20 protein-coding genes are annotated in these 17,445 nt (G+C 61.4%); 3 read left to right on the top strand and 17 right to left on the bottom strand.

Annotated elements, in window-relative coordinates; all coding sequences use genetic code 11:
* Positions 1-52: 52 nt before the first annotated feature.
* The 15 genes from ybgF to ACQKPS_RS17280 form a co-directional block, all read right to left on the bottom strand.
* On the bottom strand, positions 53-868 hold the full coding sequence (gene ybgF / locus ACQKPS_RS17350) for a tol-pal system protein YbgF (protein WP_254483724.1): 816 nt from the start codon (positions 866-868) through the stop codon (positions 53-55).
* Positions 869-874: 6 nt separating this feature from the next.
* Entirely contained in the window at positions 875-1,372 is a 498-nt protein-coding gene (pal, locus tag ACQKPS_RS17345; protein ID WP_023381906.1) for a peptidoglycan-associated lipoprotein Pal, read from the bottom strand.
* A 55-nt stretch (positions 1,373-1,427) separates the two neighbouring features.
* Positions 1,428-2,708 carry a Tol-Pal system beta propeller repeat protein TolB gene (gene tolB, locus ACQKPS_RS17340; protein ID WP_176507941.1) on the bottom strand — a complete coding sequence of 427 codons (1,281 nt, stop codon included), beginning with the start codon at positions 2,706-2,708 and terminating at the stop codon, positions 1,428-1,430.
* Positions 2,709-2,725: 17 nt separating this feature from the next.
* The gene (tolA, locus tag ACQKPS_RS17335) at positions 2,726-3,802 is read right to left on the bottom strand and encodes a cell envelope integrity protein TolA (RefSeq protein ID WP_054883397.1); all 1,077 of its coding nucleotides are present in this window, start codon (positions 3,800-3,802) and stop codon (positions 2,726-2,728) included.
* Positions 3,802-4,254: a protein TolR gene (gene tolR / locus ACQKPS_RS17330; RefSeq protein WP_008090221.1), complete on the bottom strand. Its 453-nt coding sequence runs from the start codon at positions 4,252-4,254 to the stop codon at positions 3,802-3,804. The genes tolA and tolR overlap by 1 nt, the downstream gene beginning before the upstream one ends.
* A gap of 14 nt (positions 4,255-4,268) precedes the next feature.
* Positions 4,269-4,964 (bottom strand): protein TolQ, encoded by a 696-nt coding sequence (tolQ, locus tag ACQKPS_RS17325; RefSeq protein ID WP_027919953.1) that lies wholly within the window; start codon positions 4,962-4,964, stop codon positions 4,269-4,271.
* Between the two features lie 2 nt (positions 4,965-4,966).
* Positions 4,967-5,419, bottom strand: a complete 453-nt coding sequence (gene ybgC, locus ACQKPS_RS17320; RefSeq protein WP_254483723.1) for a tol-pal system-associated acyl-CoA thioesterase — start codon at positions 5,417-5,419, stop codon at positions 4,967-4,969.
* Positions 5,420-5,544: 125 nt separating this feature from the next.
* Entirely contained in the window at positions 5,545-6,591 is a 1,047-nt protein-coding gene (gene ruvB / locus ACQKPS_RS17315) for a Holliday junction branch migration DNA helicase RuvB (RefSeq protein ID WP_254483722.1), read from the bottom strand.
* Positions 6,588-7,205, bottom strand: coding sequence for a Holliday junction branch migration protein RuvA (ruvA, locus tag ACQKPS_RS17310; RefSeq protein ID WP_427605034.1), 618 nt, complete (start codon positions 7,203-7,205; stop codon positions 6,588-6,590). Before ruvA ends, ruvB begins: the two co-directional genes overlap by 4 nt.
* 109 nt (positions 7,206-7,314) lie before the next feature.
* Positions 7,315-7,839 (bottom strand): crossover junction endodeoxyribonuclease RuvC, encoded by a 525-nt coding sequence (ruvC, locus tag ACQKPS_RS17305; protein ID WP_054883402.1) that lies wholly within the window; start codon positions 7,837-7,839, stop codon positions 7,315-7,317.
* 185 nt (positions 7,840-8,024) lie between these two features.
* A complete protein-coding gene (locus ACQKPS_RS17300) occupies positions 8,025-8,771 on the bottom strand; it encodes a YebC/PmpR family DNA-binding transcriptional regulator (protein WP_176507804.1) in 747 nt (248 codons plus the stop codon).
* Between the two features lie 109 nt (positions 8,772-8,880).
* On the bottom strand, positions 8,881-10,656 hold the full coding sequence (gene aspS / locus ACQKPS_RS17295; protein WP_176507803.1) for an aspartate--tRNA ligase: 1,776 nt from the start codon (positions 10,654-10,656) through the stop codon (positions 8,881-8,883).
* A 94-nt stretch (positions 10,657-10,750) separates the two neighbouring features.
* The gene (locus ACQKPS_RS17290; RefSeq protein ID WP_043209521.1) at positions 10,751-10,972 is read right to left on the bottom strand and encodes an FmdB family zinc ribbon protein; all 222 of its coding nucleotides are present in this window, start codon (positions 10,970-10,972) and stop codon (positions 10,751-10,753) included.
* A 92-nt stretch (positions 10,973-11,064) separates the two neighbouring features.
* Entirely contained in the window at positions 11,065-11,391 is a 327-nt protein-coding gene (locus ACQKPS_RS17285; protein ID WP_254483719.1) for a ribbon-helix-helix domain-containing protein, read from the bottom strand.
* Between the two features lie 149 nt (positions 11,392-11,540).
* A complete protein-coding gene (locus tag ACQKPS_RS17280; RefSeq protein WP_003254783.1) occupies positions 11,541-12,014 on the bottom strand; it encodes a Dps family protein in 474 nt (157 codons plus the stop codon).
* 276 nt (positions 12,015-12,290) lie between these two features.
* Between ACQKPS_RS17280 and ACQKPS_RS17275 the strand changes: the two genes are divergently transcribed.
* Positions 12,291-12,884 carry a cold-shock protein gene (locus ACQKPS_RS17275; protein WP_283723908.1) on the top strand — a complete coding sequence of 198 codons (594 nt, stop codon included), beginning with the start codon at positions 12,291-12,293 and terminating at the stop codon, positions 12,882-12,884.
* Between the two features lie 39 nt (positions 12,885-12,923).
* On the opposite strand, the gene ACQKPS_RS17270 is transcribed toward ACQKPS_RS17275, so the two are convergent.
* Both ACQKPS_RS17270 and ACQKPS_RS17265 read right to left on the bottom strand, forming a co-directional pair.
* Entirely contained in the window at positions 12,924-13,130 is a 207-nt protein-coding gene (locus ACQKPS_RS17270) for a SlyX family protein (protein ID WP_427605030.1), read from the bottom strand.
* A gap of 1 nt (position 13,131) precedes the next feature.
* Positions 13,132-13,551: an HIT family protein gene (locus tag ACQKPS_RS17265; RefSeq protein ID WP_313202320.1), complete on the bottom strand. Its 420-nt coding sequence runs from the start codon at positions 13,549-13,551 to the stop codon at positions 13,132-13,134.
* A 742-nt stretch (positions 13,552-14,293) separates the two neighbouring features.
* Here ACQKPS_RS17265 and ACQKPS_RS17260 point away from each other — a divergent pair.
* Positions 14,294-15,559, top strand: coding sequence for an OprD family porin (locus ACQKPS_RS17260; RefSeq protein ID WP_427605027.1), 1,266 nt, complete (start codon positions 14,294-14,296; stop codon positions 15,557-15,559).
* A 160-nt stretch (positions 15,560-15,719) separates the two neighbouring features.
* Positions 15,720-17,435 carry a proline--tRNA ligase gene (locus ACQKPS_RS17255; RefSeq protein ID WP_427605025.1) on the top strand — a complete coding sequence of 572 codons (1,716 nt, stop codon included), beginning with the start codon at positions 15,720-15,722 and terminating at the stop codon, positions 17,433-17,435.
* Positions 17,436-17,445: the final 10 nt, after the last annotated feature.

The raw sequence follows: 17,445 nt of genomic DNA, 5'->3' as shown, positions 1-17,445 counted from the left end.
GATTCTAACGAAAAAACCCGCGACAGGCGCGGGTTTCTTGCAAAGGTGCAGCTTAGAGCTTCTGCAGGTCGCGTTGCGCCAGTTGCGCGGCGGAGGTGCCGGGGTACTGGGTGATAACCTGCTGCAGAATGCCCTTGACCTTGTCGGTGTGGCCCATGCGGCGCTCGACGTCAGCCAGTTTGTACAGCGAATCTGGCACCTTGCTGTGCTTGGGGTACTTCTGGCTGACCTGGGCGAACGCCTGGCTGGCCGCTGGCAGGTCGCCCTTAGCCAGGTTCACCTCACCCAGCCAGTACTGGGCGTTGCCGGCGTACTGGCTGTTCGGATACTTGCGCAGGAAGGCGTTGAACGCCTGGCTGGCCTTGTCGAAGTCCTTCTGCTTGATCTGGTCGAAAGCTGCGTCGTAATAGAGCTTTTCTTTCGCCGGATCACCGGGCTCGCTGCTGGCGGCCGGTTGTTGTGCAGCAGCGCCAGCGGCGCCTGCTGCTGCACCGGCGGCAGCACTGGATGCACCACCGGTGGAGGAATTGTCGGGAGTCGCGGCAGGCGCGGCACCACTGTTGATGCGACGATCAAGATCCTGGTAACGCTCCAGGTTTTCCTGCTTCATGCGCGACACATCGTTTTGCAGCTCTTCGATGATGCCTTGCTGACGGGAAAGTTGATCCTGCATCTGTTGCAGCTGCATGAACAGCTGGCCCTGTGCCGAAGCAGGGGTCGAAGCCCCTGCGCCGGCATAGGCGCCGCTCGTGCCATAACCGGAAGGTGGGTAAGCACCCCCGTTGTCATCAACTACAGGAACCGCAGCCCACGCCGAGAGCGGAAGGCTGAGTGCGAGGACGGTTACAGCACGACGGCACATACGCATAAGAACTTACTTACGCAGTTCTACGCGACGGTTCTGAGCCCAGGACTGCTCGTCGTTGCCGGTGGCAACTGGACGCTCTTCGCCGTAGGAGACCAGTTCCAGCTGAGCAGGGGAAACGCCCTGCAGAACCAGGTAGCGCTGAACGGCTTTCGCACGACGCTCACCCAGAGCCATGTTGTACTCGCGGGTGCCGCGCTCGTCGGTGTTGCCTTCCAGGACAACGCGGTTGCCGTTGGCTTTCAGGTCCTTGGCGTGAACGTCCAGAGCGCGCATGGCTTCTGGCTTCAGGTCCGAGCTGTCGTATTCGAAGTAGAAGGTGGTGATTGCGCGCAGGGCAGCTTCTTCGCTCAGGGAGCCGTCAACTGCGCCAGTGTTGGCACCGTAGCCAGCGTTCGGATCAACAGCGCCTTCGCCAGCGTTGTCACCGCCTTTCGAGGAGCAACCTACAGCTACGGCCATGGCCAGAGCCAGCGCAGCAAATTTACCAAACTTCAGCATTTCCATCGTGAAACTCCTAATGAAACCCCAGTGTGTTAAGCAAAAACGTATTACGCCGCAATCAGTTCAGGTAAGGGGACCAGGACGGTTCTCTGACTTCGCCTTGAGCGGTAGGAAGTGGGAGCCTCACACGGCCGTTAAGCGACACGAGCATCAAGACTCCCCGGCCCTGCTGGCGGGTGGCGTAGATTAGCATGGTGCCGTTAGGCGCAACAGTGGGCGACTCATCAAGACTTGTTTCCGAGAGAATCTTTACACTTCCGCGCTGCAAGTCCTGTGCCGCCACCTTGAAGTTGGTGAAGCCCTGTTGGCGATGGATCATTACCAAAGTCTTTTCATCCGCCGACAGTTTCGGGTTGGCGTTGTAGTTGCCCACGAACGTCACACGCTCGGCACCACCACCGCTGACCGATTGCTTGTAGATCTGTGGCTTGCCGCCGCGGTCGGAGGTGAAGTACAGGGTGTTGCCATCCTTGCCCCAGAACGGTTCGGTGTTGATGCCCGGGCCGGCGGTCACACGGCTGATCTGGCGCGAGGCCACGTTCATCACGTAGATGTCCGGGTTGCCATCCTTGGACAGCACGAACGCCAGGCGCGAACCATCAGGCGACCAGGCAGGCGCACCGTTCAGGCCTTCGAAGTTGGTCACCTGTTCGCGGCGACCGGTATCGATGTTCTGCACGAAAATCCGCGGGCGCTTCTGCTCGAACGACACATAGGCGATACGCTTGCCGTCCGGCGCGAAGCGTGGCGACAGGATCGGCTCACGCGACTGCAGCAGGGTTACCGCACGGGCACCGTCGTAGTCCGAACGCTGCAGGGTGTAGCGGGTGTTGTTGGTGGAGAAGCGCTCGGCCGTCACGTACAGCATGCGGGTAGAGAATGCACCCTTGATGCCGGTGAGCTTTTCGAACGACTGGTCGGCAATGTAGTGCGCCATGTCGCGCAGCTGGTCAGTGCTGCCCGCCACGCTACCGGTCAGCACTTGCTGCTCGGTGGCGACGTTGAACAGCGCGTACTGGACCTGCAGGCGACCGCCCGAAGGCACGATGCTGCCAACCATCACGTACTGGGCACCCAGCGCTTTCCAGTCGCGGAAGATGACTTCGCTGGCCTGGGTAGGCTGGCTGATCATGTTCTGACGCGGAATCGGCGAGTAGTAGCCCGAGTTGCGCAGGTCGTTGCCGATGATGTCGGCGATGTCTTCCGGCAGCACGCTGCCACCCTGCAGACCGAACGGCACTACCGCAATGGGCGTGGCCCGATCGCTGCCGCTGGTGACCAGGATGTTCTTTTCCTCTGCCATGGCCATGCCGGCCACGCAGCAGAGCATGACCAGCATTCCTCGAAGGAGTTTAATCACAACGCTAGATCCTCAGGTGTAAATGTCATCTTGAACGAACGATAACGATTGAAATCGCTCGGCTTCATACCCTGCATCTCGGTCAGACGACCGATGTTCTTCACTGCTGCCACCGCCGAACTGTCGAACGGACCATCGCCGCTGGACTTGATCACGCTGACACCGGTGACGGTGCCGTCCGGCAACATGTTGACCTGCAGGGTCACCGTCATGCCCTTACGCGCGGAAGGCGGACGTGCCCAGCCCTCGGCCGCGCGCATGCGGATCAGGTCGTCGAAGTCGCCGGCCACCTGGTCACCCTGCTCGTCAGCCAGGGCCTGCTGCCGCTCGGTGGTGTCGGACAACAGCTCGGCCAGTGCCTGAGCTTTCTTGTCTTCCGCCGACTTGCGGGCCGCTTCCTGTGCTTTCTTCTTCTGTGCATCTGCAGCGGCCTTTTTCTTGGCCTCTTCAGCTGCCTTTTTCTTCGCTTCCTCGGCCGCCGCTTTCTTCTTGGCGTCCTCGGCTGCTTTCTTCTTCGCCTCCTCGGCGGCCTGCTTCTTGGCCTCCTCGGCTGCTTTTTTCTTGGCTTCTTCCTCAGCCTGCTTCTTCGCTTCTTCCTCGGCCTTTTTCTTGGCGATGTCAGCCTGCTGCTTCTCAGCGGCTTTCTTCGCCTCTTCGGCTTTCTTGGACTCGGCGGCTTTCTTGGCTTCGGCAGCCTTCGCAGCCTCCTCGGCCTTCTTGGCTTCGGCGGCCTCGCGTGCTTCTTCAGCCTTTTGAGCGGCGTCGGCTTTCTTTTGTTCCGCGGCCTTGATGGCCTCCTGCTCGACCTTCTTCTGCTCCAGCTGCTCGACTTCGGTCTGGCGCGAGGCGGTTTTCTTCGCCTCCCCGGCAATCTTCTGATTGGTCTGGGTAGTCGCCTGACTCTTGGACTTGAGCTGATACAGGGTAGCCTGAACGATCGGCTTGGAAGGCGGCAGTTCAGGCGTCATGGCAAAGCTGACGAACAGCAGGGCGAACACCAGCACATGCAGGCCGATGGCCCAGACACTGGGCCAGAAGTAGCTTTCCGAGGCGGATGGCTCTCGCTGTTGCATCAGGGCGCCTCGGTAATCAGGCCAACGTTACCGACACCGGCCTTCTGCAACCCGCCCATGGCGCCCATGACGGCGCCGTAGTCGACAGCCTTGTCGCCTCGAATGAAGACCTGGGTCTGCTTGCCCTGATCGCGACCGGCGGCAATGATCTTGGTCACTGCGCTGGTCATGTCCGGCAAGGTCATGGCCTTGTCCATCTGCTTGTCGGTATCGACTTCGCTGCCGAGGTTCCAGTAGTAGGTCTTGTCGGCTTTGATGGAGATGGTGAGGATCTGGACGTTGTTGTCCTGCGGCAAGGCTTCGCTGGAAACCTTGGGCAGGTCGACCTTCACGCCCTGGTTGAGCATGGGCGCCGTCACCATGAAGATGACCAGCAGTACCAGCATCACGTCGATGTAGGGCACCACGTTCATCTCGGCGACGGGCTTGCGTTTGTGGCGAACTCGGGCCATGGGCTTCTACCTGATTACTCTTCGCTGGTGTGCACTTTGCGGTGCAGGATCGCCTGGAACTCGTCGGCGAAGGTGTAGTAACGGCCGATCAGCACTTCGCTGCGCGCCGCGAAACGGTTGTACGCAATCACAGCAGGAATCGCCGCGAACAGGCCGATGGCGGTGGCGACCAGCGCTTCGGCGATACCCGGGGCGACAGTGGCCAGGGTGGCCTGCTGGGCACTGGCCAGGCCGCGGAACGAGTTCATGATGCCCCACACGGTACCGAACAGGCCGATGTACGGGCTGGTCGAACCCACGGTGGCGAGGAACGGCAGGCTCTGCTCGAGTTTTTCTTCTTCACGCGAGATGGCCACGCGCATGGCACGTGCCACGCCTTCCATGACCGCGTCCGGGTCAACGCCCGGCTGCTGGCGCAGGCGCGAGAACTCCTTGAAGCCGGCACGGAAGACCTGCTCCACGCCGGAGTCCGGGTCCGGGTTGCTGCCAGCCTGACGATACAGCTTGGACAGGTCGATACCCGACCAGAAGCGCTCCTCGAAGGCATCCAGCGCACGACGACCGGCGCGCAGCATGGTGCTGCGCTGGAAGATCATGATCCATGAGGTGACCGAGGCAGCCACCAGGGTCAGCATTACCAGCTGTACCACCACGCTGGCATTGCTGACCAGACTCCACATGGAGGTATGGTCGACGACGTTAGCTTCCACGCTTATTCTCCTGCGTTCGATTGATTACCCGAGCCGTCCGCCACAAAGGCGTCGCGCAGCTCTGGGGGTATGGCTCGGGGTTTGAAAGTGTCGGCGCGCACGGCGGCCACCAGGAACTGCCCTTCGCAGAGCAGCGTTTCATCTTTTTCCCGCCAGACCTGCTGCACGAAGCGCAGGCTGGCGCGATTGAGTTCAAGTACTTGCGCGGTGACCCTCAGCTCGTCATCCAGCCGTGCCGGTGCGTGATAGCGGGCTTCGCTGGAATGAACCACGAACAGCAGGTTGTCCTCGGCCAACTGCGACTGGGAAAAGCCCAGATGCCGCAGGCGCTCGGTGCGCGCGCGCTCCATGAATTTCAGGTAATTGACGTAATACACCACGCCACCGGCATCGGTATCTTCGTAATAGACGCGACAACGGTGTGCGAACGGTTCCAGGCCATTTTGCGCGCGCATACTCTAGTGCTTACTCCTCAGCTTGCCAATCCGCTGCGGCAACTGTTTTTTGATCATTAATGTCGAATTGCCAGCGCACCATCGGCATGCCAGCGGTAGGACCACGAAAAGCAGGTTTTGATCGGTCATTCATCGGCTGGCTCGGAAAATTCGGCTGGTCCGGCCAGGCTGCCAGGCACATTCAAGCCAAAGTGCAGGTAGGCATGCCGGGTTACCACGCGACCGCGCGGGGTGCGCATGATGTACCCCTGCTGGATCAGGTAGGGCTCGAGCACATCCTCGATGGTATGCCGCTCCTCGCTGATGGCCGCAGCCAGGTTGTCCACGCCCACCGGGCCACCGTCGAACTTCTCGATCATGGTCAGCAGCAGGCGGCGGTCGGAATGGTCGAAGCCCCGCTCATCGACGTCCAGCAGGTTCAGCGCCATGTCGGCCACGGCCTTGGTGATCTGGCCCTTGCCGCGCACCTCGGCGTAGTCGCGCACCCGGCGCAACAAGCGGTTGGCGATACGTGGCGTGCCGCGGGCACGCCGGGCGATCTCATAGGCGCCGTGCTCCTCGATGGCCAGGCCAAGGATGTTGGCCGAACGGCTGACGATGGTCGCCAGGTCCTTGTCGCTGTAGAACTCCAGGCGCTGGACGATACCGAAGCGGTCACGCAACGGGTTGGTCAGCATCCCGGCCCGGGTGGTCGCGCCAACCAGGGTAAACGGCGGCAGGTCGAGCTTGATCGACCGGGCCGCAGGGCCTTCGCCGATCATGATGTCCAGCTGGAAGTCCTCCATCGCCGGGTAGAGCACTTCCTCGACCACCGGTGACAGGCGGTGGATTTCATCGATGAACAGCACGTCGTGCGGTTCAAGGTTGGTCAGCATCGCCGCCAGGTCACCCGGCCGCTCGAGGATCGGCCCCGACGTGCTCTTGACCGATACGCCCATTTCCTGGGCGATGATGTTGGCCAGGGTGGTCTTGCCCAGCCCGGGCGGGCCGAAGATCAATGTATGGTCGAGCGATTCGCCGCGCCCACGGGCCGCCTGGATGAACAGCGCCATCTGCTCGCGCACCACCGGCTGGCCGATGTACTCGTCCAGGCGCAACGGGCGGATCGCACGGTCCTGGACTTCTTCCCGGTCGCGGCCACTGGCGGCGATCAGACGGTCGGCTTCGATCACTTGGTAATCATCCCTTTAAGGCTGCGACGAATGAGTTCCTCGCTGCTCAGGCCGGCCTTGTCCTTGATCGCGGCGATGGCCTTGCTCGCTTCCTGCGGTTTGTAGCCGAGGGACACCAGGGCGCTGACCGCATCAGCCTCGGCGGAAGACTCGCTGGCCACAGGCAGCGGGCCATCGGAGACCAGGGTGAACATGGCCGGGGAGGTTTCCCAGGCCTTGAAGCGGTCCTTCAGTTCGACCAACAGGCGCTCGGCGGTCTTCTTGCCGACGCCTGGCACGCGCACCAGCACCGCAGCATCCTGAGCTTGCACGCAGCGCACCAGCTCGTCCACTTCCAGGCCGGACATCAGCGCCAGCGCCAGCTTTGGGCCCACACCATTGAGGCGAATCAGCTCACGGAACAGCTCGCGCTCGCGCTTTTCGGCAAAGCCGTAGAGCAGGTGGGCGTCTTCACGCACCACCAGGTGGGTATGCACGGTCACCGACTCGCCAACCTTGGGCAGACGGTACAGGGTGGTCATCGGCACTTCCAGCTCGTAGCCTACGCCGTTGACGTCGATAATCAGGTGCGGCGGCTGTTTTTCCGCCAAGGTGCCGCGCAAACGTCCAATCACGTTCCGATCCTTCCTCTCGGGGAGCCGGTCGAAGACCGCTCAACCCTATCAGCAAATGCACCGGGAGAACGTTTCACCCGGACAAAATGTGTATCAGCGCATGAAGCGCTTACAGACGCAAGCGCCCGCCTCGCCGCCGCGCCGTGGCCAGGCCGTGGGGCACCAGGCTGGAACGGGTATGGGCATGGCACATCGCGATGGCCAAGGCGTCCGAAGCATCGATCTGTGGCTTTTGGGTCAGCTTGAGCAGATGCATGACCATCAGCATCACCTGTTCTTTATTGGCCCCGCCACTGCCAGCGACTGCCTGCTTGACCTGGCTGGCGCTGTATTCGGCGATCTCCAGGCCGGCCTCGATGGCAGCAACGATGGCTGCGCCGCGAGCCTGGCCCAGCTTCAGCGCGGAATCGGCGTTGCGCGCCATGAACACCCGCTCGATGCCCATGGTCACCGGGCCGTGCTGGGCGATGATCTCGCTGACACCGCGAAAAACGATCTGCAACCGCTCAGGCAACTCGCCGCTGCCGGTGCGGATACAGCCCGACGCCACGTACTCGCAACCACGGGCGGTCTGGCGAACCACACCGTAGCCGGTAATGCGCGAGCCGGGGTCGATACCAAGAATCAGAGTCATAGGGCCCGTTTTTAAAAGCATGCATGTGTGCAAACTGTACCGGCCCTTTCGCGGGTAAACCCGCTCCCACAGCGACTGCACCAGCTTCGGATTGAGTGCAGTAACTGTGGGAGCGGGTTTACCCGCGAAAGGGCCGGTACAAGCGCCGACAAATTCAAAGCTCCGGCATTGATCGCCAGAACACCTTAGCCGAGTTTTTCCATGATCTCGTCAGAGATCTGCGCATTGGAGTAGACGTTCTGCACGTCGTCCAGGTCTTCAAGCATATCGATCAGCTTGAGCACCTTCTCGGCGCCCTCCTGGTCCAGCTCCGCGCTGGTGGTCGGCTGCATGACGATTTCCGCGTCGGCGGCCTTGAAGCCCGCCTCTTCCAGCGCGTTACGCACGGCATAGAAGCTGTTGAACGAGGTGAAAACGTCGAACGAACCGTCGTCGTGGGCCACCACGTCGTCGGCATCGGCCTCCATTGCAGCTTCCATCAGGGCATCTTCGTCGATACCCGCAGCGAAGCTGATCTGGCCCTTGCGCTCGAACAGGTAGGCGACCGAGCCGTCGGTGCCGAGGTTGCCGCCACACTTGGTGAAGGCATGGCGCACGGCGGCGGCAGTCCGGTTGCGGTTGTCAGTCATGGCCTCGACCATGATCGCCACGCCACCCGGGCCGTACCCTTCGTAGCTGAGCTCTTCGACGTTGTCGCTTTCGTTGGTGCCGGCACCACGGGCCACGGCGCGATCGATGATGTCGCGGCTCATGTTGGCGCCCAGGGCCTTGTCCAACGCCAGGCGCAGCCGCGGGTTGGAGCCCGGGTCGGCACCGCCTTGCTTGGCAGCGACGGTCAGCTCACGGATCCACTTGGTGAAGATCTTGCCTCTCTTGGCATCCTGGCGCTCTTTGCGGTGCTTGATGTTCGCCCACTTGGAATGACCAGCCATAACGACTCCGAATCCTTGAAACAGAAACAGGTTCCGCCCCGAAGGGCGGAACGTGGGAATACTGCGCCGAAGCGCCGGGGCGCACCCGCCGGGATGCGCCCGGGGCCGATTACTCGACCTTGGTCTGCTCGCGCAGACGGATGTGCAGCTCGCGCAGGGCCTTGGCGTCGACCATGCCAGGCGCCTGGGTCATGACGCACGCGGCGCTCTGGGTTTTCGGGAAGGCGATCACTTCACGGATCGACTGGGCGCCGGTCATCAGCATGACCAGGCGATCCAGACCGAAGGCCAGGCCACCGTGAGGCGGTGCACCGAACTTCAGGGCATCGAGCAGGAAGCCGAACTTCTCTTCCTGTTCCGCAGCTTCGATGCCCAGCAGGCGGAACACCGCTTGCTGCATCTCCTTGCGATGGATACGGATCGAACCGCCACCCAGCTCGGTACCGTTCAGCACCATGTCGTAGGCACGGGACAGCGCGGTAGCCGGGTTGGCCTCGAGCTCTTCCGGGGTGCACTTCGGCGCGGTGAACGGGTGGTGCAGCGCGGTGAAGCTGCCGTCTTCGTTCTCTTCGAACATTGGGAAGTCGACGACCCACATCGGCGCCCACTCGCAGGTCAGCAGCTCGAAGTCGTGACCCAGGCGGATACGCAGCGCGCCCAGGGCTTCGCTGACGACCTTGAACTTGTCGGCACCGAAGAACACGATGTCACCGTCGACGGCGCCCACGCGGTCGAGGATGTTGTTGAGGTTGGCCTCAGGGATGTTCTTGACGATCGGCGACTGCAGGCCTTCGACGCCCTTGGCGCGCTCGTTGACCTTGATGTAGGCCAGGCCCTTGGCACCGTAGATGCCGACGAACTTGGTGTACTCGTCGATCTTGCTGCGCGGCATGCTGGCGCCGCCTGGCAGGCGCAGTGCGGTGACGCGGCACTTCGGATCGTTGGCCGGGCCGGCGAAGACCTTGAACTCGACATCCTTCAGCTGGTCGGCAACGTCGACCAGCTCCAGCGGGATACGCAGGTCAGGCTTGTCGGAACCGTAGCGGCGCATGGCCTCTTCGAAGGTCATGTGCGGGAATTCGCCGAACTCCAGATCCAGCACTTCCTTGAACAGCTTGCGGATCATGCTCTCGGTGAGGCCCATGATCTCGGCTTCGTCGAGGAAGCTGGTCTCGATGTCGATCTGGGTGAATTCCGGCTGGCGGTCAGCACGCAGGTCTTCGTCGCGGAAGCACTTGGCGATCTGGTAGTAGCGGTCGAAACCGGCAACCATCAGCAGCTGCTTGAACAGCTGAGGCGACTGCGGCAAGGCAAAGAAGCTGCCTGCATGGGTGCGGCTCGGCACCAGGTAGTCACGTGCGCCTTCCGGCGTGGCACGGGTGAGGATCGGGGTTTCGACGTCGAGGAAGCCGTTTTCATCGAGGAACCGACGGATGCTGCTGGTGATGCGCGAACGCAGGCGCAGCTTGTCGGCCATTTCCGGGCGACGCAGGTCGATGAAGCGGTAGCGCAGGCGGGTTTCCTCGCCGACGTCGGAGTATTCGTTCAGCGGGAACGGCGGCGTTTCCGCTTCGTTGAGCACGTTCAGCTGGTAGCCGAGGATCTCGATCGCACCGGACGCCATGTTGGCGTTCACTGCGCCTTCCGGGCGCTTGCGCACCTTGCCGGTGATCTGCACGACGTACTCGCTGCGCACGCGGTCGGCGGCGGCGAAGGTTTCGGCGCGATCCGGGTCGAACACGACCTGGGCCATGCCCTCGCGGTCACGGATGTCGAGGAAGATCACCCCGCCGTGGTCCCGGCGACGATGGACCCAGCCGCAAAGGGTGACTTCCTGGCCGTCCAGGCTCTCGTTCAGTTGGCCGCAATAATGGCTGCGCATCATGATGGTGGTTTCGCTTCTCGTGATTCGTGTATTCGGTGGAGGCCTTGGCCGCCCGGAGGGCTAATACTGCAAGACCCGGCTACTGCAATTCAACTCAGTCGGCCTTGTCGCCGCCTGCCAGGTTCTTTTTTGCCCCGGTCTTGAAGTCGGTTTCGTACCAGCCGTTGCCACTCAGGCGGAAGCCGGGGACCGACAGCAGTTTCTTCAATGCCGGCGCCTGACACGCCGGGCAATCGGTCAGCGGCGCGGCGCTGATCTTCTGCAACACCTCCATCCGGTGATCGCAGGAAGCACATTGATAGTCATAAAGGGGCATGAACGTCTCTCGTCAACCACAACGCTGGCTGCCGGGGCAGCAAAAAGCGGGATTATATATGGTTAACCGACACTGCGCAGCCCGCCGGGCGATCAGTGTGCACTCGGCGGGTCACGCAGCCAGGCGACACAAATCACCCGGATCAGCCCGCTGAAGTTGCGCACCCCACCCTGACGCAGGTGCACTTCACGGTCGACATAAGACAGCACGGCGCTGACCGAGCACTGGTTCGCCGCGGCAATCTGCTCGAGGATACCCCAATACACCGCTTCCAGGCGCAGGCACGTGGAAAAACCGTTCAACCGCACCGAACGCGATACCGGCTGCGTCTGCAACATGTCGAAATCGGCCTTGAACGGATCGATGCACTGCTTGCCAGGCCAATGCCCCAACTTCACCGCACGCTTGACTGCTTGCATCGCACCACCTCCTCAGTTCATCAACTGGGGCTCAATGAAGCGCAGAGCGAGGCGCGCAAAGCAGCGGCAAAACCTTCCCGCACAAGCGAAAAGGCCCGGCTGGAATGGATTCAGCCGGGCCTCCTGACAAGTCCTACACGATTAGCCGATTATTTACCGTCGAGCAACACCCGCAGCATCCAGGCGGTCTTTTCATGCACCTGCATGCGCTGGGTCAGCAGGTCGGCGGTTGGTTCGTCGCTGACTTTGTCCACCACCGGGAAGATGCTGCGCGCAGTGCGCACCACGGCTTCTTGCCCCTGCACCAGCTGACGGATCATTTCATCGGCAGGCGGCACACCCTCCTCCTCCTTGATCGAGGAGTGCCGTGCGTAGAAGGCGTACGATCCTGGCGCCGGGAAGCCCAGTGCACGGATCCGCTCGGCGATCGAGTCGACCGCCAGCGCCAGTTCGTTGTACTGCTCCTCGAACATCAGGTGCAGGGTGCGGAACGATGGGCCGGTGACGTTCCAGTGGAAGTTATGGGTTTTCAGGTACAGCACGTAGGTATCCGACAACAGGCGGGAAAGCCCATCGACGATGGACTTGCGATCTTCTTCACTGATACCGATATCGATTGCCATGAAGTTCCCCTTTCCATAAGGCTTGATGATCAAGCAGGTACTACACACTGTATCAATGCCTGGCGCAAGGCGCCCATGACACAGGGCAAACCATCGGTGCCAGCCGCTGCGGTTTGAGAAGCCCTCGCCTTTGCTGTTAAATAGGCACGGTGCAACCCGTGCGGACTGTCATTGCCGGGTGCATAGGCTGGCCTTCGCGTGTTCGCGCTTTACACCTCATGCGCACCGTGCCGCCAGCTCTTCCTGTGATCGGCCTTATCAACTGTGAGCCAACCCATGTTCAAGATCGTCCATCTGGTGACGGGCGTTGCGGCTTTGCTGCTATCGCTCATGCCCAGCCTCAAACCCGACGCAACACCCTTCCTGCAGCAACCCGACGCGGTCTATCTAACCCTGCTGGGCCTGCTCAACCTGCTGCTGGCCCCGGTCGTGCCACTGTATTACCGCGGTGCGCGACAACAGCTGCAATACCTGGCCTGCGCCCTGCTGGTGGTGGCCGTGATCCTGCAGACCCTGACCCTGCTAGCACGCCCGGAAATGGGCAACCTGGCGGCGCTGGTCTGCGCCGCGCTGGCTGTCGCCATGCACCTGGTGGCTGGCTTCGCCCGCAGCAGCAAGAAAGCACGTGCCAGCCAAGGTGCACCGCTGGAAGCCGGCAAGCGTGATACCGGCACCGTGAAGTGGTTCAACACCTCCAAGGGCTTCGGGTTCATTTCCCGCGACTCGGGCGACGACATCTTCGTCCACTTCCGCGCGATCCGCGGCGAGGGTCACCGCATCCTGGTCGAAGGCCAACGCGTGGAGTTCTCGGTGATGCACCGCGACAAAGGCCTGCAGGCTGAAGACGTGGTCGCGGTAAACCGCCGCTGAGCCCGCACCGCCCTGGGGCAAGCCCAGGGCGGCCACTCATCAATAGTGAGGTGGCGGCGCCTCTTCCCCTTCACTGCCAATCCGGCCGACCATCTCTTCATAACGCTTGATCAGCTCGGCCATCTGCAGCTGCAGACGCTCGATGACCCGCCCCTGCTCGACCACCACATCATTCAGCGCCTGGATCGTATCGTCCTGGAACGCCTGACGGGTTTCCAGCTCAATGATGCGCAACTCCGCCGACATGTCAGGCCTCCTGATAATCGTGGGTCAGCAGCGCACGCAGGCGCTGACGAATGGCGTCCACCTGTTCCGCTGCATACCCGGCAGCCGGCACCTTGCCCCAGACCGGCGCAGGCCAGGCTGGATCGCCGTGACGGCGAACGATCACGTGCATGTGCATCTGGCTGACCACGTTACCCAAGGTGGCCACGTTCATCTTGTCGGCCGCGAACGCGTGCTTGAGCGTTTCGGCCAAGTAGGTGGTTTCTTTCCACAGCTGCGCCTGGTCTTCCTTGCTGAGGTCGAACAACTCGCTTACCCCCTCCCGCCTGGGCACCAGGATGAACCACGGGTAATTGGCATCTTTGCTCAGCAGCAGGCGGCACAGCGGAAAGTCACCCAGCACCAGGGAATCCTGCTGCAAACGCGAATCCATATCAAACACGATCTTCCTCCAAACAATAACCCGATGCGTCAAGGATACTCTGCTTCGTCCCGTCCCGGCATGCTGCCAGACCTATGAATGCACGCTTTAAGCCCATGAATCCTCACGCCTTGCACAACCGCGGTAACACAGCGCTACTTTTCGCACCAAAATGAGGCCAACAAAGTGTGCGGCACTACGCTTCTACCCACATCAACCACTCAGGATCAACAGTTGCCGGTAACACATTGACTTTTATGGCAGCTTTTTCTTTCAGCCTGCCGAATGAAGCCGGCGCAACGCCAGGCAACGTCCGCCCCCGTAATTGCGGCCCTTTCCGACCTTTGGCGGCCGGTTCTGTGAAAATTTCATGAACCGTTGTTAATGTTGAGCATGCTTGTTGCATTCTCTTCACGCCAAGTCGGCACGACACCTGCATCAACCAGGTGACGCGACAAATAACAACAGCGAGATGGGGCACACCAGGGAGTTTCCCAGCCAGAGTCTGTAGTTACAGAATTCTTACGGCGATGAAACAGCGCTGGCGTTGTACGAACCGGTTAATCGGGGCGTGATTTGCGACATGGAAATACCTGAAAGCGACATGGCCATAAAGTTCCCGAAAGGATGAATTTTGCCATATCGCCAAGAACAGTCAGCGTGCTATACATTTCCGCCGACATAACAAGAAAGAGCTGTTCCATATAACTAAAAGACTTGGACGCAGCGGTACTCTTCCTAAAAACCAAAGGAGCAAATCACGATGCGCGTGATGAAGTGGAGCATGATCGCCCTGGCCGTTGCGGCAGGGACCTCGCAGATGGCAGTGGCTTCGTCCCAGGACGAGTCCAAGGGTTTCCTCGAAGACAGCAAGCTGAACGTCAAGACTCGCATGCTGTACTTCAGCCGCGACTTCCGTAACAACGACAGCGGCCCAAGCCGCGTCGAAGAAACCGGCCTCGGGTTCCTCGGCACATACGAGTCGGGCTTCACCCAAGGCGCGATCGGTGTGGGCGTCGATGCAATCGGCATGCTCGGTCTGAAACTGGACAGCGGCAAGGGCCGCGCAGGTACCGGCCTGTTCCCGGTTGGTTCCGACGGCCGAGCGCAAGACGACTATTCCAAGGGCGGCGCCGCAGTCAAATTCCGCATCTCCGACACCGTACTGAAAGTAGGTGACCAGTTCACCGCGCTGCCTGTGTTCGCCACCGACGACAGCCGCCTGCTGCCGGAAATGGCCGAAGGCGCCCTGATCACCAGCAACGAAATCAAGGGCCTGACCCTGAACGCGGGTCGTTTCACCGCACTTGACGCCCAGGCCGAGACCAACCACGACAGCCTGCACCTGACAAAGGCTGACGTTGTTGGTGGCACCTACGCCTTCACCGACAACCTGTCGACCAGCCTTTACTACTCCAAGGTCGAAGACTACTGGCGCAAGTACTACGCCAACGTCAACTGGGCGCTGCCAATCTCCGACAAGCAGGGCCTGGTGTTCGACTTCAACATCTATGACACCAAGAGTGATGGCTCGGCCAAATACAGGGCCTTCGATGGCGACAAACTGGACAACCGTGCATTCAGCCTGTCCGGCGCCTACAACATCGGCGCCCACACCTTCACCCTGGCTTACCAGAAAGTCTCCGGCGACGGTGACTACGGCTACGGTGTAGACGGCGGCGGCACCATCTTCCTGGCCAACTCCGTTGCCCGTTCCGACTTCAACGCCGAAGACGAGAAATCCTGGCAGGCTCGCTACGACCTGAACTTCGCCGAATTCGGTATCCCGGGCCTGACCTTCATGACCCGTTATGTACGTGGTACCGGCGCCAACGTGGACGGCACCAGCAACGGCTCGGAATGGGAACGCGACGTAGACGTCAAGTACGTCCTGCAGGAAGGCCCGGCCAAAGACCTGAGCTTCCGCGTTCGTCAGGCCACCTACCGCTCCAGCGATGGCGTCTACTACGGTTCGAGCTCGATCGACGAACTGCGCCTGATCGTCGAGTACCCGCTGAGCATCCTGTAAGCCTGGCTTATAGTGCCCAGCACCTGAAAAAGCCCGGCACACTTGCCGGGCTTTTTCTTGGCTGACAACGGCCACGCCCTGGGGCATTCTGTACGCCTTCGTTTCGCCCCCGTACAATGCGGGGCTATTTCAACGTCTTAGGCAATCGACACGGCTAACCATGCGCACCAGTCAATATTTGCTCGCCACTCAAAAAGAAACCCCTGCCGACGCAGTGGTCATCAGCCATCAGCTCATGCTGCGTGCCGGCATGATCCGCAAACTGGCCTCCGGCCTGTACACCTGGCTGCCGATGGGCCTGCGGGTGATGCGCAAGGTCGAAAACGTTGTACGCGAGGAAATGAACGCTGCCGGCGCCCTGGAAGTGTTGATGCCCAGCATCCAGCCTGCCGAACTGTGGCAGGAATCCGGCCGCTGGGAACAGTACGGTCCTGAGCTGCTGCGCCTGAAGGACCGCCATCAGCGCGAGTTCTGCGTCGGCCCGACCCATGAAGAAGTGATTACCGATCTGGCCCGCAACGAGCTGTCCAGCTATAAACAGCTGCCGCTCAACATGTACCAGATCCAGACCAAGTTCCGTGACGAGATTCGCCCACGCTTCGGCCTGATGCGCGGCCGCGAATTCATCATGAAGGATGCCTACTCCTTCCATGCCGACCAGGCTTCCCTGCAGGAAACCTACGACCGCATGCACCAGGCGTACACCAACGTGTTCACCCGCCTGGGCCTGGACTTCCGCCCAGTGCAGGCCGACACCGGCTCCATTGGTGGCAGCTACTCGCACGAATTCCACGTCCTGGCCGAGTCGGGCGAGGACGACGTGATCTTCAGCGACAGCTCCGATTACGCCGCCAACATCGAGAAGGCCGAGGCCATCCCGCGTGAAACCGTGCGCCCTGCGCCTGCCGAGGAGCTGCGCCTGGTCGATACCCCGGATGCCAAGACCATTGCCCAACTGGTGGAAAACCACGGCCTGCCGATCGAAAAGACCGTCAAGACCCTGATCGTGCGCGGCGCCGAGGAAGGCAAGCTGGTCGCCCTGATCGTCCGTGGCGACCACGAGCTCAACGAAATCAAGGCCGCCAAGCTGGAGCAGGTTGCCGACCCACTGGTCATGGCCACCGACGCCGAACTGCGCGAGGCCATCGGTGCCGGCGCCGGTTCGCTCGGCCCGCTGAACCTGCCGCTGGAAATCGTGATCGACCGCTCGGTCGCCCTGATGAGCGACTTCGCCATCGGCGCCAACATCGACGACAAGCACTACTTCGGCGTGAACTGGGAGCGTGACCTGCCGGTTCCACAAGTCGCCGACCTGCGCAATGTCGTCGAAGGTGACCCAAGCCCGGACGGCCAGGGCACCCTGGTCATCAAGCGCGGCATCGAAGTCGGCCATATCTTCCAGCTCGGCACCAAGTACAGCGAGGCGCTCAAGTGCCAGGTGCTGGGTGAAAACGGCAAGCCGGTGACCCTGTCCATGGGCTGCTACGGCATTGGCGTGTCCCGCGTGGTCGCCGCCGCCATCGAGCAGAGCTACGACGACAAAGGCATCATCTGGAACGACGCCCTGGCACCATTCCAGATCGCCCTGGTACCCCTGCGTTACGAAACCGAGGTAGTCCGTGAGGCAACCGACAAGCTGTACGCCGAACTGACTGCAGCCGGCTACGAGGTGCTGCTGGACGACCGCGACAAGAAGACCAGCCCCGGCATCAAGTTCGCCGACATGGAGCTGATCGGCATTCCGCACCGCATCGTCGTCAGCGATCGCGGCCTGGCCGACTGCAACCTGGAGTACAAGCACCGCACCGAGTCGGAAGCCCAACAGCTGCCGCTCAATGAAGTGCTGACCTTCCTGCAGGCCCGCGTTCGCCGCTGATAACCAATGC

The organism is Pseudomonas sp. NPDC086566, from assembly GCF_050280885.1.
Lineage (GTDB): Bacteria > Pseudomonadota > Gammaproteobacteria > Pseudomonadales > Pseudomonadaceae > Aquipseudomonas > Aquipseudomonas vlassakiae.
Note: the sequence above shows the minus strand (reverse complement) of the source record. Positions and strands in the feature narration are given on the sequence as shown.